12 protein-coding genes are annotated in these 14828 nt (G+C 68.1%); 4 read left to right on the plus strand and 8 right to left on the minus strand.

Features of this window, described 5'->3' with window-relative positions; genetic code table 11:
* Positions 1-114 precede the first annotated feature (114 nt).
* On the plus strand, positions 115-1311 hold the full coding sequence (locus G5C50_RS10065; RefSeq protein WP_165068495.1) for a sialidase family protein: 1197 nt from the start codon (positions 115-117) through the stop codon (positions 1309-1311).
* A 31-nt stretch (positions 1312-1342) separates the two neighbouring features.
* On the opposite strand, the gene G5C50_RS10070 is transcribed toward G5C50_RS10065, so the two are convergent.
* Together G5C50_RS10070 and G5C50_RS10075 are read right to left on the minus strand one after the other, a co-directional pair.
* Positions 1343-2482: a WD40 repeat domain-containing protein gene (locus G5C50_RS10070; RefSeq protein ID WP_165068497.1), complete on the minus strand. Its 1140-nt coding sequence runs from the start codon at positions 2480-2482 to the stop codon at positions 1343-1345.
* Between the two features lie 17 nt (positions 2483-2499).
* Positions 2500-4209: an NHL repeat-containing protein gene (locus tag G5C50_RS10075; protein ID WP_165068500.1), complete on the minus strand. Its 1710-nt coding sequence runs from the start codon at positions 4207-4209 to the stop codon at positions 2500-2502.
* Positions 4210-4500: 291 nt separating this feature from the next.
* On the opposite strand from G5C50_RS10075, the gene G5C50_RS10080 reads away from it, so the two are divergent.
* Positions 4501-5103 carry an RNA polymerase sigma factor gene (locus tag G5C50_RS10080; protein WP_165068502.1) on the plus strand — a complete coding sequence of 201 codons (603 nt, stop codon included), beginning with the start codon at positions 4501-4503 and terminating at the stop codon, positions 5101-5103.
* A 20-nt stretch (positions 5104-5123) separates the two neighbouring features.
* Entirely contained in the window at positions 5124-8045 is a 2922-nt protein-coding gene (locus G5C50_RS10085; RefSeq protein WP_165068504.1) for a serine/threonine-protein kinase, read from the plus strand.
* 16 nt (positions 8046-8061) lie between these two features.
* On the opposite strand, the gene G5C50_RS10090 is transcribed toward G5C50_RS10085, so the two are convergent.
* Positions 8062-9081: an acetylserotonin O-methyltransferase gene (locus G5C50_RS10090; protein WP_240907033.1), complete on the minus strand. Its 1020-nt coding sequence runs from the start codon at positions 9079-9081 to the stop codon at positions 8062-8064.
* Positions 9082-9489: 408 nt separating this feature from the next.
* Entirely contained in the window at positions 9490-9954 is a 465-nt protein-coding gene (locus G5C50_RS10095) for an FKBP-type peptidyl-prolyl cis-trans isomerase (protein WP_240907034.1), read from the minus strand.
* A 597-nt stretch (positions 9955-10551) separates the two neighbouring features.
* Here G5C50_RS10095 and G5C50_RS10100 point away from each other — a divergent pair.
* A complete protein-coding gene (locus G5C50_RS10100) occupies positions 10552-10863 on the plus strand; it encodes a hypothetical protein (RefSeq protein WP_165068506.1) in 312 nt (103 codons plus the stop codon).
* A 308-nt stretch (positions 10864-11171) separates the two neighbouring features.
* Here G5C50_RS10100 and G5C50_RS10105 read toward each other — a convergent pair whose 3' ends face one another.
* The 4 genes from G5C50_RS10105 to G5C50_RS10120 all read right to left on the minus strand — a co-directional run bounded on the left by G5C50_RS10105 (position 11172) and on the right by G5C50_RS10120 (position 14582).
* Positions 11172-11426 carry a hypothetical protein gene (locus G5C50_RS10105; protein WP_165068508.1) on the minus strand — a complete coding sequence of 85 codons (255 nt, stop codon included), beginning with the start codon at positions 11424-11426 and terminating at the stop codon, positions 11172-11174.
* A gap of 26 nt (positions 11427-11452) precedes the next feature.
* The gene (locus G5C50_RS10110; RefSeq protein WP_165068510.1) at positions 11453-13171 is read right to left on the minus strand and encodes an FAD-dependent monooxygenase; all 1719 of its coding nucleotides are present in this window, start codon (positions 13169-13171) and stop codon (positions 11453-11455) included.
* Between the two features lie 101 nt (positions 13172-13272).
* Positions 13273-13917, minus strand: a complete 645-nt coding sequence (locus tag G5C50_RS10115; protein WP_165068512.1) for a Uma2 family endonuclease — start codon at positions 13915-13917, stop codon at positions 13273-13275.
* Between the two features lie 17 nt (positions 13918-13934).
* Positions 13935-14582 carry a Uma2 family endonuclease gene (locus tag G5C50_RS10120; protein WP_165068514.1) on the minus strand — a complete coding sequence of 216 codons (648 nt, stop codon included), beginning with the start codon at positions 14580-14582 and terminating at the stop codon, positions 13935-13937.
* Positions 14583-14828: the final 246 nt, after the last annotated feature.

Genomic DNA, 14828 nt, shown 5'->3' on the forward strand with positions numbered 1-14828 from the left:
TTCTTGCCCGGCCTTCGCCGACGCGCTAGACTCGGGGCCGCGAATGTAACGGCCTTTCCCCGCCAGGGCGGAAGACGTTCCAAGGCCCGGCGACGAACAAAGGGGCGGACGACGATGACGCGAGCGTTGACGAAGGTGGTCGGCGGGCTATGGGTTGTGGGGATGCTCGCCGGGGCGGCGCCCCCGGAGATCGTCAAGCGGCCGATCTTCGAGGCCGAGGCCAAGCACAACCACGCCTCCTGCGTGATCGAGACGGCCCGCGGCGATCTGCTCGCGGTGTGGTACTCGGGCTCGGGCGAGCGGCAGTCGGACGACGTGGAGGTTCAGGCCGCCTGGCTGGCGAAGGGGGCCGACAAATGGTCGCCCCGGTTCCTCACGGCCGATACCCCCGGCTATCCCGACTGCAACCCCGCGCTCCTCGCCGCGCCCGACGGCCGGGTCTGGATGTTCTGGCCGACGATCCTCGACCACCGCTGGGAAGGCGCGCTGTTGAAGTACGCCGTCGCCGACCCCTCGCAGAGCCCGCCGGGACCGATCAAGTGGGAGACCTCCAACGTCCTGCACCTCACCCCCGCGCCGGGGACCGTTGAGAAGGCCGTCGCCGGGTCGATCGCCAAGCTCACCGATGAGGAGCGGAAGAAGTACGCCAAGTCGATCGACCCGCTGACGGAACGCTCGGCCGACCTGCTCTACCAGCGCCTGGGCTGGATGCCCCGCGTCCGGGGCGTGGTGCTCCCCTCCGGTCGGTGGATCCTGCCGCTCTACTGCGACACCTTCTCGATCTCCATGATGGCGACCAGCGACGACCAGGGCAAAACCTGGAAGGCCGGCGAGCCGACCGTGGGCTTTGGCGCGATTCAGCCCAGCCTCGTGCAGAAGAAGGACGGCTCGCTGGTCGCCTTCATGCGCGACAACGGCCCCCACAAGAAGATCCGCACGGCGATCTCGACCGACGAGGGGAAGACCTGGACCGACGCCGTCGACACCACGCTGGACAACCCCGGAGCCGGGATCGAGGCGATCAAGCTGGCCTCCGGCGCGTGGGCGCTCGTCTACAACGACCTCCCTCGAGGCCGCCATTCGCTGGCGGTCTCGCTCTCCGACGACGAGGGGAAGACCTGGCCGATCACCCGCCACGTCGAGAAGGGAGAGACCGGCCAATCGTTCCACTATCCCTCGATGACCCAGGGCCGCGACGGCAAGATCCAGCTCAGCTACACGTACTCCCTGGGCCTCGGCGGCGGCACCGCCCGGACCAGCACGATCATGCACGCGACGTTCGACGAGGCGTGGGTCCGCAAGGGGGATTGAGCGCGGTTGCATCTTGGCTTCGGGGCCACGATCACGACTTTTTCTTGCGTGCCTCGATAGGGAAGAGCCGCCAGACGGAGACGCTGAAATCACGGCCTCCAGTGGCCAGCGATCGGCCGTCGCGGCTGAACGCCACGGCCAAGGCGCCTCCTTTGTGGGCCTCCAGCTTGGCGACCTCCTTGCCGGTCTCGATGTCCCACAGACGGATGTGGCCGCTGTCGTGGGCGACTGCGAGCAGTGAGCCATCGGGCGAAAACGCCATGTCGTTCACGCCCATGGCCTGGGCATCGAACCGCTGGGTGGGGGTCCCCTTGTCCAGGTCCCAAAGCCGGACGACTCCGCTTGCGCCGCCGGTGGCCAGGAAGTCGGCCTGAGGGTGGAACTTCACGGAGCGCATCTCGCCAGGGGCGTCTGCTGTGGTGATGGGGGTCTCGATCAGCCGGTCGTTCTTGATCTTGAAGACCTTGAGCATCCCCTCCTTGCCGCCGACGGCGATTATCGGATTCTGACGGCCGCCGTGGACGTCGACGGTGAGGATCTCGTTGGGAAGCGCCGGCGGGGTTGGCAATTCGAAGTAAGAGAGTTTGGGCTCGCCGCGGTCGTCGGGGACGACGACCGGGCGGGCCAGCTTCCAGACACGCAGCGCACGCGAGTCTCCTCCGGCAGCCATCCAGACGCCCTTGGGGTCGACGGCGACGGATCGGAACGTCCAGCGCTGGAGCGACTTGATCTCGACCATCGTCCCTTCGGCCGCATCCCGAATGCGTAAGAGGCCGGAGAACCCGCCCTCCCAGGGGTTAGTCGTCGCGACGGCGAAGAAGCGACCGGTCTCGTCGAAGGCGAGGTCGCGGACCTTGTGGTCGAGAATCTTCACCTCCTCCATCGGCCTGCCGGTCTGCAAATCCCAGGTGATGACTTGTGAGTCGTCGCCGCAGGAGACCAGGATCGACGGCTCGCGAGGATTGAAGGCGAGCCGCCAGACGTCCTGTCGGTGACCGTTCAGTGTCTGCAGTTTCTCGGGGGTGAGCCTGGAGAGGTCCGGCTTCGCCACGGCCGGTCTCGCCATATTCCGCCCCTGCGCCGCACACGGGCGTCCCCACGCCAGGCATGCCGCGAGTCCAAGCGCAATCCAGACGCCGACCGGGCGGCTCGTTATGGTCGTCGAACTCATCCCCGAAACCCTCCGTTTTAAGCCGGCAGGCGATGTGCGGGTACCCGCGTCGTCTCGGATCGCATCGCCAGCGACGCGTGGGTCGTCCTCGGCGTGCGGCTGACGGGGAGGCGACGAATCCGCGTTGGCCTCGTCCGCACCGTCGCGACCGTCGTGGGCGAAGCCGCCGGCGCGGGCGTCGCCGAAGCCGCCACCCGGTTGATGACCATCGCGGGGTGCTTCAGTCCGTAGAAAAAGTAGATATGATTCCCCGTGCCAGTTCCACCGCCACCGCCTCCGCCGCCGCCGCTGCCACCACCACCACCACCACCACCACCACCACCTCCTCCTCCCCCGCCGCCTGTGATCGTCGTCGCGATGTCCAGCCGGGCGACGGCGAACTGACCGGGGGCGCCGCTGGTCGTGAATCCGCCGCCGCTGGGGAAGGACCAACCGGCCAGGACGATCTTGCCGTTGGTGTCCAGGGTCATGGCGAAGGCCTGGTCGCTGCGGTTGGGGTCGGTCGTCCCGTCGAGCGAGCTGAAGTCGACGGTCGCCTTGCCGTCCGCGCCGAACGTCGTGTCGAGGGTGCCGGTTGAGGTCAGGCGGGCGGCGGCGAAGTCGGCGTTGGCGAGCGTCCCCAGCGCCGAGTTCGAGCCAGTCCATCCGCCCAGGATGATGTTTCCGGAGCCGTCGACGGCCACGGCGGTCGCGGCGGCCTTGTCGCCGAAGGCGACTGTGGCGTGGCCGTCAGAGTCGAAGGTCGTGTCGAGGGAGCCGTCACGGTTGAGCCGGGCGACGCCGAACGAGGAGCCCACGGCGCCGGCGAGGATGATCCTGTCACTGGAGTCGAAAGCCAGGGCGTTGACGTACTCCGAGCCGTCGCCGAAGTCGACCGTCGCGATACCGCCGTCGCCAAAGGCCGTATCCAGCCCGCCGTCGGCGCCGATCCGGACGGCCGCGAAGTGCCTGGCGCCGGTTGAGAGAAAAGACTGTTGAAGCCCGATCACGATCCGTCCGTCGGGCTGGATCGCCATGGCCGAGGCGGAATCCGTGTAAGACGCGAATTTGACGACGCCGTTCGAACCGAAGGTCTTGTCGACCGAGCCGTCCGCGTTCAGCCGCATGGCCATGGGGCTCGACAAGTCTCTGGCCTCGCCGACGAGGATGATCCGTCCGTCGGCGGTGGGGGCCGAGACGAGCGAGCCCCCCTGGACGGTCGCGAAGCCGCCGAGTTCGACGAGCCCATCGGAATCGAACGAGTTGTCGGGGGTGCCGTCGGCGTTGAGCCGGGCCACGTACATCTGAGAGGCCGTCGAGCCGATGCTCACTGTGGAATCATAAGCGGATTCGACCAGCACGATCTTGCCGTCGCCTTGCAACATCATCGAGACGTTCCCGACCACGGCCGCCGGAATCGTGACCGACGCCTTACCGCCGGTGCCGAACGTCGTGTCGAGCGAGCCGTCGGCTTTCAGCCGGGCGACGAGCAGTGAGGAGCTGTGGGGATAAGCCCCGCCGTAGATCGTCCATGGCAGGTCGTCCCCTGCGACGAGGAATCCGCCGCCCGCCAGCGGCAGCACGGAAGTCGCGCCCGACGTCGCGCCGACGCCCGGGAGACTCGTGAAATCGATCAACTCGCGGCCGTCGCTGCTGAACGTCGTGTCGAGCGTCCCCGGGCCGGTGAGGAGGGTTCGCGGTTCGAGGGGCTGGAGCGACAGGCGGGCGCGGCGGCGACGGAAGTGCATGGTGAGGAAACCCTAGCGCTGAGGATGTGGAATCGGCGGCGGTCGAGGCCGAAGCGACTTGAATTCTGATCCAGCAAGCAGGCCGATCCGTCGGCCGGCGCGCAAAGCGAACATGATGGGCTGAAGTAGACCTCATGTGTGACTTTGTGCGGGATTCTGGGTGTAAATTAGCTGTTTCGTCGTTGGTTCCAGTGTGTAGAATCTCTCATTCCGTTCGACGAGCGCTTGCGAGCAGGGGCCCGTTCAACCTGTCGTACGCCGGACCTTAACAGCTCCCGGGAGAATTTCCCGATGGCCGGAAACGAAGAGAGACCCGACGACGACCCCAAGACCGACGCCGAGTTGCTGGAGAAGGTGAAGGACGTCCAGGACGAGCAAGCCTGGCGCGAACTGGTCCGACGCTATCGGACGGTCGTCCGCCGCTACTGCCGGGGAGAGGCCACGCGCGAAGGGGAGGAACTCGCCCAGGGGGTCTGGTTGAAATTGGTCCGAGAGCTGCCGACCTTCGATTACGACCCGTCGAGGTCGTTCCGCGGCTTGCTGCGGACGATGTCCCGGAACGCGGCGGTCGACCACTTTCGACGACTGGGCCGTGCGCCGGCCGTCGAGCGGCTGGGGGATCGCGAGCCGATCGCCCCCCGCGAGTTCACGACGACCCTTCGCGGCGGACGACGGCTCAGCCCCCAGGAGGCCGCGAGCCTTCAAGAGGCCGTGCGGAAGCAGGTGAGGCCCGACGCCTGGGAGATCTTCCGCCGCTGCGCGATCGAGGGGGAGCGAATCTCCGACGTCGCCCGCGAACTGGGCAGGAACTACGCCGCCGTCTACATGGCCTGCGAGCGCGTCCGGTTCAAGGTCCGGAAGGAAGCGGATCGCCGGTTGGGCGGAGCGGCCTAGCTCGTCAAGGGGACGCTGACATGAACGACGACTGCCCCCCGTTCTCGGCGATCCGCCGCCTCGGTGATCTGACCGGCGACGCCGAGCCCGACCCGAAGCTGGTCGCCCACCTGGAGAATTGCGCGGGCTGTCGCGACCTCCTCGACCGCCTGATGATCGAGGGGACCGGGACCGGGCCGTCGACGATCGCCGCGACCGTCGAGGACTCCGAGGTCGATTCCGACGCCCCTCCGGCGATCCCCGGGCTGGTCGACTTCCAGAAGATCGGCCACGGCGGGTCGGCGGTCGTCTACAAGGCGCGTCGCGAGGGGCTGGACGTCTGGGTCGCGGTGAAGTTTCTGGACCCCGGCCCCCCCGGTTCGCGATCGCGTCGGGAGCGGGCCGTCCGAGAAGCCCAGGCCGCGGCGCGGGTGCGGCATCCCAACGTCGTTCGGACGTTCGACGTCGGGCTGGCCGATGGTTCGCCCTACATCGTCATGGAGTACTTCGAGGCCGGCACTCTGGCCGACCGGCTGGGGAAATCGGGAGCGCTGCCGCCGAGCGACGCGGCTCGGCTGGTTCTGACGCTGGCTGAGGCTGTCCAGGCGATCCACGGTCGCGGCCTGATCCACCGCGACCTCAAGCCGTCCAACGTGCTCCTGCACGGCAAGGCCGACGCCGACCTGGCGAACCTCCAGCCTGTCGTCGCCGACTTCGGTCTCGCTCGAGAGATCGACGCCGAGGGGCTGACCGACACCCGTCACGGACCCGGCACCCCCGGCTACATGGCCCCGGAACAGGTCGAGGGCCGACCGGGGACCGTCACCGAGGCCGCCGACGTCTTCGCGCTGGGGGCGATCCTCTACCGCCTGCTGACCGGCCGACCGCCGTTCGCCGGTCAGTCTCGGATGGAGACCATGCAGTTGACTCTGGCGGCGAAGGCCCCGCCGATCTCGCGAGACGCTCCCGAAGTCCCCTGGGCGCTGGAGGCGATCGTCGCCAACTGCCTCCGCCGCCGACCGGCCGAACGTTATCCCTCGGCCGCGGCGCTCGCCGACGATCTCCAGCGCTTTCTGGAAGGCCGTCGACCGGCCAGACGGCCCCTGCGGATCACCTCGCGGGTCGGCGCGCTCCTGGCCTTGATCGCCGTGGCCACGGCCCTGGCTGTCCCCTTCTGGCAAACTCCGACCGACCTCCCAACGCCCGCCGCCCCCCCGGTCATCTCTGCCCCCGTCGCGCCGCCCCCGTCCCAGGCTCCGAGCGACGTCCAGGTGAAGGAGCGCGTCCACTCGGCGGCCCGACTGATCGAGAATCTGACCCGTACGTTCAGCACGATGAACGGCCGGGAGATCACTGTCGTCGCCGAGGCCTGCGAAGGTGCCCTGATCGAAGCGCGCATGGCCTCGCCACGGCTTGTCGGCGATCCCGACTTTCGACGCGACCGCGCACAGCTGGCCGGAGGCATGGCCCGGCTCGAAGACCGTCGAGGCAACGGGGCCGTCGCCTGCCGACTGTTCGCCGAGGCCGCCGACCTCTGCGGCCCGATCGCCGACGCGCCCTGGACCGACGAAGCCCGGCTCAGGAGGGCGGTCTTCCTTCTCGCCGTGGCTCGCGACCAGATCGCCATGCGACGCTACGACGAGGCGCTGGCCGCTCTGGCGGACGAACGGGAATTGCTCCGAACGATCCTCAACGTCGACGAGGCGGCGGACCTGGACCGCGAAGCCCGCTTCCTCACGGCCTCGATCCAGGTCGCCGAAGGGCCGACCACCGAGGGCTGGCGGACGATGGCCGTTCTGCGTGAGGAGATTCGCGCCGCACTCCGCGACCGACCGCGGTCGGTTCGGCTCTGGCACGTCCTGGGCGACGTCTACCAGAATGAGGGACGGTTGGAGGAAGCCCTTGAGACCTGTCGACGAAGGCTGGCGCTGCCGACGCCGGAAGGCGAGTTCGGCGAGTTGACGGTTTATGAACTGGCAGGCGCTCTGATCGAGTTGGCGCGCAGAACGCGCGATCCCTTGCGGCGCCAAACGGCCCTGGATGAGGCCGAGCCTCTGATCCGCGACGGCCTCGCCCGCATGGAGCGGATCCAGGCCAGCCGCGGCGACGAGTTCGCCGTCGTCGACGACGCCGGGTGGCTAAGAAACCTCGCCAGTTTCCTGAACGCAGAGCGCGAGCGCGACGGCGCGGCCGTGGTCGGCGACCGCTTCGCCGAGCGATTGGCCGCAGCCCTGGCCGCTGAGACTCGCGACGGCCGCGCCCCGGTCGACGGCGGTCGGCTGGCCGCGCTCCGCGACGAACTCGCCGCCGAGTACGCCTGGGTGACGCGCCCCGGCGCCTTTGATCCCCCCACTCCCGACGCCCGCCGCGGCTACGAACCCGGAGTCGCCGCCAGGGACTTTGAACGCGGCCTAGGCTTGCTGGAGCGAGGCGAGGCCCCCCAGGCCCGGCTGCGGTTCGCCGCCGCCTTCGTGGACGTGGCCTCGGGCCGTCGCATCCAGGAGGGGGACTGGCGTCGCGCCGCCGAGCTTTGCGAGCAAGCCCGCGCGTTAGTCGAAGCTACCCCGTCCGCCGGCCCCCCCGCCGACCGCCTGTTCGTTCTCAGCGAGAGTTGGTCTCAAACGGTCAAGGCCCTCTGGGACCATGCCGAACGCCCCCGCACCCGCGAGGCCCTGCTCCACTCCCGCGACGCCGCGCGGGCCCTCTTCGAGGCTCGCTCCGACGATCTCGACCATCGAGCCTACGACAAGGCGATTGCCCGACTCGCCAACTTCGAGCGCGAGGGGGGCGACTACGAGAAGGCCGCGGCCGTGATGGCCCAGCGCCGGCCGCTCTGGCCGGAGGGATCGACCAAGGCTGTTGAGATCGACGACGCTCTCATCGTGATCGAGGACGCGCGGAAGGCCCCCGCGACGCGGAGCATCGCAACCGGGCCGGGGCGGTCGCCTGCCGCGTCGCCTTGATGGCGTCGGGCTCGGGTCAGCCGGCGGCGCGGGCTTCGATGATGGAGAAGGGCGACCGCGTGGGGAGGACGCGGACGTCGGTGTAGCCGGCGGCCTCCAGCAGGGCGCGGAACTCGGCGGCGGAGCGTTCGCGGCCGCCGGTCATGACCATCATGTTCAGGTCGCCCAGCCGGCCGATTGAGGGCTCGTCGCCGTCAGGGAGGACCACCTCGACAATCATGATCCGCGAGCCCGGAGACGCCGACTTCCGGCAGTTGCCGAGGATCGCCGAGGCGCGGCGGTCGTCCCAGTCGTGCAGGATCCACTTCAAGACAGTCAGGTCGCCGCCGGGGACCTCCGCGAAGAAGTCGCCGGGGACGATCTCGCAGCGCCCGGAGACGCCCCGGGCTTTGATGAGGTCCTTCGCGCCGGCCAGCCCGGAGGGGGTGTCGAACAGCACGCCTTCCGACTTCGGCGCGGCGTTGAGGATCGCCGAGAGGAGCCCGCCGTTGCCGCCGCCGACGTCCACGATCCTGCCGAACGACGTGAAGTCCACGGCCGCCGTGACGGCCGCCTCGACCGCCGCGGAGCCCGCCGTCATGGCGTCGTTGAAGTCGGCCGAGACCTCGGGATGGCTGGCGTAGTAGTCGAAGACGGGCATGCCGAAGATACGGTCGAAGGCCGTCTCCCCCGTCTTGACGCTCTGGTCGAGCGAGGCCCAGGCGCGGCGGTGATCGTCGGCCATCACGCCCAGGAAGAACGACCGCATCGAGCCCGGGACGCCCGTCCGCAGCGTCTGGCCGAAGGGCGTCAGCCCGTATCGCCCCCCCTCGGCTCGCACCGCGCCGGCCGTCACCAGCGCGCGGAGCAATCGGAGCGTCGAGGGCTCGTGCGCACCCAGGGCCTTCGCCACCTCCGCGGCCGTCCGCAGGTCGTCGCCGATCCGGTCGGCCACGCCCAGTTTCGCCGCCGCATAAAGCGTCTGCGAAGCCCAATAGCCCGCGACAGCCCTGAACGCCTGGTCCTGAGGCGACTTCTCGTCCATTCCCATTCCCATGCAAGTCTCCCTGACTCGAACCCCGAAACCGAGGCAAGAACGGCCACGACCGCCGAGTCTTACCTGCCGAGGCTCGCCTTCAGGAGACGAAAAAAGACCCGTCGAGCCGACGCGCGGGACGTAAGTCCAGGCGGATATGAGCTTGCGGCGTGACGGGAATGCGGTTCGCCCTGGCGGAGTTCGGCCTCAGAGGATCGGGCTCTCCGCCGTCGAGCAGTCGGAAAACGAAGTCGAGATCCAGGGCCTCGTCGGCTTGAGAGAACGACTCGATGCCCGCCTCCGGCCCCATGACGACCGGCCTCGGCCGCTTGCGCCGTCATGACTGGAATTCGGGCGTGCCCCGCGTCTCGCCGCCCTCATCAGAGGGATTGGCGAGACGTCGGGAGCTTGCGCAGACGAACCAACGGCTCAGCGGACGCCGAGCAGCTCGACCTCGAAGTAGAGGGTGGCGTTCGGGGGGATGACCCCGCCGGCACCGCGGGCGCCGTAGCCCAGCTTGGCCGGGATCAGCAACTCGCGCTTGCCGCCGACCTTCATGCCGGCGACGCCCTCGTCCCAGCCCTTGATGACCATGCCGGCGCCGAGCGGGAAATCGAACGGCTCGTCACGATCGAGCGAGCTGTCGAACTTCTTCCCCTTCTTGCCGTCTTCCCAGAGCCAGCCGGTGTAGTGCATCTTGCAGGTGTTGCCGGCCTTGGCGACCGCGCCGGTCCCTTCCTTGGCGTCGCGGTATTCGAGCCCGCTGTCGGTCTTCGTCATCGCCTTCTCCTTCTTGGCTTCCTGGGCCCGGGCGGGGATCGAGAGCCCCAGCGTCAACAAGGCGGCCAGAGCGGCGGTCAGCCAAACCCGCGTCGTCACGTCAGCGGTCTTCAAGTGTCTTGCTCCTTCCTGCCCACATTCTCCTTCCGCGTCCTCCCCCTTTTGGGTCGAGGATCGCGACGAACCGCCGACCCTACCACATCTCCAACCCCGAAAACCACCACCCGCCGGCTCCTGAAAACCGTCGGAAAATCTCGTGGACAATGTCGTGAACGCCGATATACTGCACGTCTGTCAACCGTTTTCGGATTCCCGAGGAATTCATGTCACATTCGGGAGGGCCGTCGCCATGAAGATGACAGATGACTCGCGCAACATGCCGGTTGATTTCCATCGCTTCAATTTGCGACGGATTTCGACAAGGAAATCGACGGAGCGGCGAATATTCCCCTGAACTTTCGCGTCTCGAACGGCGTCTTCGTCAGAAATGCAGGGGTCGCCCGGAGTGGACGATCCGACGTTCATAACCTAGATCCAGTAAGGGACGACGTGCGACGGAGTTCGCGACGGCGTTGTAATTCCCAACCCCAAAGAGCCTGCGTCGCCACGGCGCATCTCTCCACGACTGAACACGGCAAAGACCGAATCGACCCGGATCGGCCGGCTCGAAAGACTCGCCGAGATCCGATCATTCACTGCAAGGACGTCTCCATGTTGACCCCGCTCCCGACCAAACGCTGGAAACGCTCGCCCGCCGAAGCGGCGCCGGCCGCCCTGCGCCCGGACGACGCGACCCAGGAGTTCGTCCCTGCCTCGGCCGACTCGGACCACATCGCCGAGCTTCTCCGCCACACCACGTTCCGCGCCCACGACGCCCTCAAGGCGGCTCAGACCAACCCCCAGACCCTCCGCACCATCCGCGCTGAGGTCGTCGGACTGGAACGCGAGATCGAACGACTCGGCCTCCGCGCCCTCCGCCCGTTCCTCAATTCCCTCCGCCGCAAGCTCGAAGAATCGCTCTAACTCGTGGCGAAGGGCTTGTGCAATTGTTTTATTTTAGCTATTTTGACCGAACGTCCTGATTCCCCGCACCTCGCAGGGTGGGATCAGACAACGAGACAGCAAGACCGGACGGCGGCGTCCGCCGGGTGTTTCGGGAGGCAAGCGGTCCGGCCGATCTCGGCAAGGCCGACCGCTCCCAACGGATTCGACCGCGACCCCAAGCGCGGCCGGAGAACCGACACCCCAAGCGGCGCCGTCCCCGGTCTTTTTTATTGCGTCGACGCCTGAGCTTCGCCGCCGATCGAGATCGGCGGCGAAGAGGGCGACGATCACTTGCCGCGTCGGCCGCCCCCTTGCTGACGGCCGGCCTGCTGGTTGCCGCGGCCGATTTCCACCATATGGCTGCGGGCGGAAGCCTCGGCGTTCTTGGCCTGGGCGGATTCAAGGGCCTCGCGGGTCTGTTCCGCGGCGACGGCGCCCTTCTCCTTATCCTTTCCCTTGGCCGAGGCCGTGTCCTTCTTCGAGGCTCCCCCCGCACCCTTGCCGAGGGCGTCGCTGAGTCTGAACTTGCCGATGCCTGCCATGGTCGTCTCCTTCGGGACGTCGTGGGTCAAAGGAAGAGGCGTTTGCAGTATTCGCGAAAGGCCAGCGGTTCGAGCGGTCGAGCGCGGAAGCCGATGAATCCGTCGGGTCGGATCAGAAACAAACATGCACCCTGGGCGCCGAACCGACGGTGAAGCGCATCGGCCGGGTCGGCCAGCCGTTCTCCGCGCCAGCCGGCGGAGACCTCGATGGGCTTGTGGGGCTCGACGAGGATGGGGCGGATGCGGTCGGCGAGGTGGGGCGGGATGAACTCCTCGGCCAGGAAGTCCACCCGATAGGCGCCGGATTCCGGCTGAGTCCCCTGGAAGACCAGCAGGACGTGCCCCGGCGGAGCGTGTTCGGGGAAGACCACGTCGGAGAGCCGCTGCGGCAGGCCGGTGGTCGGGTCGGACTGGGTCAGCAACACGTCGGGCATTCGTTCGCCCGGTCGGGGGCCGCGCCGGAAGGCCTCGCTGGCGTTGAAGCCGGTGGCGCCCTCGCGCGCGGCGGCCATGACCCAGCCGGTCCGCGACTCGGCGACGATCGGGCTGTTCGGATAGGCGACCGTCAACTCGGCCACCTCGCGTGAGAGCTTCCGCCGGAACGCCTCGATCCGGCCCGCGCCGGCGAGCGTCGCGTCGCGAAGGGCGCGGGCGATCGGGTTCCGCAGGCCGATCATCGACATCGCCCGGTCGGTCCCCCGCAGGACGCGTTCACCGACAGGCCGGCGCTCGGGGTCGTACGATTCCAGGATCGACTCCGGCGCCTCGCCGCGGAGGACCATCGCCAGCTTCCAGGCCAGGTTTGCGGCGTCCTGGACGCCGGTGTTCATCCCCTGCCCTCCCGCCGGGCTGTGGAGGTGAGCGGCGTCGCCGGCGACGAAGACCCGACCCGCTCGGTAGCGGTCGACGACCCGGCGGTGGATGGTGAACGCGGAGGTCCAGACCGTCTCGCCCAGCACGCCCCCGAGGCCGGAGATCGGGCCGAGCAGCACGGCGAAACGCGCGGCGATCTCCTCGGGCGTCTGGGCGTTGGATCGGCCGCCGGCGTCAATCAGCCGCCAGAGGCCCTTCTCCGGGAGCGGGAGCGCGACGAACACGCCCTCCGACGTGAGGGCGACGGTCCCCTCGTCGGTCGGCTGGTTCCAGGCGACCTCGGCATCAGCGAGCAGGTACCGCTCCGGATATTCGTCGCCTGCGAACGCCAGACCCAGGCCGTGCCGCACGGCGCTTCGGGCTCCGTCACAGCCGATCAGCCAGCGGGTGCGGACGAAGTTCGACCGGCCGTCGTCGGTTTTCAACTCGACGGTCGCGCCGTCGACGTCGGCCTTGAAGGAGGCCAGCCGGGTGTACCACTCGACCTCGCCCCCCAACTCCTCCAGCCGGTCGAGAACGATCCGTTCGGTCCGGCCTTGCGGGAGGACCAGGATGTACGGGAACCGGGTTTCGTCGGGAGAGAGCGTGAACCGGACGTCGACCAGCTTCTTCCCGCCACGATAGACGCCGACGCCGTGCGCCGGGAGCCCCTCGTCACGCATCTGGTCGGCGACGCCCATTCGTCGGAAAACGTCCATCGTCGCCGCCTGGATGCCCAGGGCTCGAGACTCGCGAACGGGCGTCGTGTCGTGCTTCTCGTCGACGAGCAGGCAGTCGACGCCCCATCGTCGTAGCTCGCAGGCCAGGGTGAGGCCCGTCGGCCCGGCCCCTGAGATCAGCACCTGCACCTCGCGATCGATCCATTCCGCCATCACCGAAATCCCCCCCCGCCGTCCAAGACCCCTCCAATGTGCCACACCCGCGGCCGCGCCGCCACGACCCGGCGACAGGTGCTGAAATCACGCGGTCCGGATCAATCGAACAGAATCCCTTTGAGGTCCAATACCAGGCCCGGCAACACGTCCTCGCCGGAGAGCGTGGCGGGCCTGCTCAGGGTCTCGGGCTCGCGGCCGGGACGGTGGATTTCGACGGTCTGCGAGATCGGATCGATGAGCCATCCCAGGCGGACGCCCTGGGCGATGTACTCGGCCATTTTGGCCTGCAGTTCCTTGAGGGTGTCGCTCGGCGAGCGGAGTTCGGCGACGAAGTCGGGGGCGATTCGGGCGAAGCCGGAACGGCTCTCGGCGGGCAGGGCGTCCCAGCGCTGGTGGGCGATCCAGGAGGCGTCCGGGCTCAGGACGGCGCCGTTGGGCATGGTGAAGCCGGCGGACGAGTCATACGCTCGGCCCAGACCGCTTGCTTTATTCCAGTTGCCGAGCTGGCGCCCCAACTCCTGGTTCTTCTCACCGCCCTCGCTCGACGCCGGCGCCATCACGGTCAAGCCTCCATCCGCGGATCGCTCAAGTCGCAGATCCCGATTGGCCGGGACGCGGCAAAGGCGCTCGAAATCCTCCGGTCCGACGATGATCCGGACTCCCTCGGGGATGATGAGAGTGGCGTCGGTCCGTTGGTCGGCCGTCGGCTTCGCGGCGACCTTTTCCAGGGTCGTCGTGCTCATGGCGATTGGTCCTCCGGTCAATCGAACAGAATCCCCTTGAGGTCCAATACCAGGCCGGGCAGGACGTCCTCGCCGGAGAGCGTGGCGGGCTTGGCCAGGATCTCGGGCTCGCGGCCGGGACGGTGGATTTCGACGGTCTGCGAGATCGGATCGATGAGCCATCCCAGGCGGACGCCCTGGGCGATGTACTCGGCCATTTTGGCCTGCAGGTCCTTGAGGGTGTCGCTCGGCGAGCGGAGTTCGGCGACGAAGTCGGGGGCGATGCGGGCGAAGCCGGAACGGCTCTCGGCGGGCAGGGCGTCCCAGCGCTGGTGGGCGATCCAGGAGGCGTCCGGACTCAGGACGGCGCCGTTGGGCATGGTGAAGCCGGCGGACGAGTCATATGCTCGGCCCAGGCGATTCGCCTTGTTCCAATCGCGGAGTTGGCCGCCGAGTTCCAGATTCCTCTCACCGCCCTCGCTCGACGCCGGCGCCATCACGGTCAAGCCTCCATCCGCGGATCGCTCAAGTCGCAGATCCCGATTGGCCGGGACGTAGCACAGGCGCTCGAAATCCTCCGGGCCCACGATCAGCCGAACGCCCTCGGGGACGACCAGCATCGTCTCGGGTGGATGATCATCGGTCGTCGATTCTGTTGCGGCTCGTTCCAGAGTCGTCGGGCTCATCGCGTTCGATCCTCTCACCCAGCGAAAGCGTCCTCGACATTATACCCGGCCACCTCCTCTGTACCGCTGGTCAGGCCGATTCGGCCGAGTCTCGTGATTGGCGCGGTTGTAAAGCGGGAGGTTGTGTCGAAAGCACGGATTAATGATGCGACTCCGAGAAATGGAGCTATCGTTGAGTGAAGTTGGACGCCTTCCCTGCCGACGGATCGCCCCGCTTCGCCTTCTTTGAATCCGCATCGACAGGGC

Origin of the sequence: Paludisphaera rhizosphaerae (assembly GCF_011065895.1) — a bacterium.
GTDB classification, from domain to species: Bacteria; Planctomycetota; Planctomycetia; order Isosphaerales; family Isosphaeraceae; genus Paludisphaera; species Paludisphaera rhizosphaerae.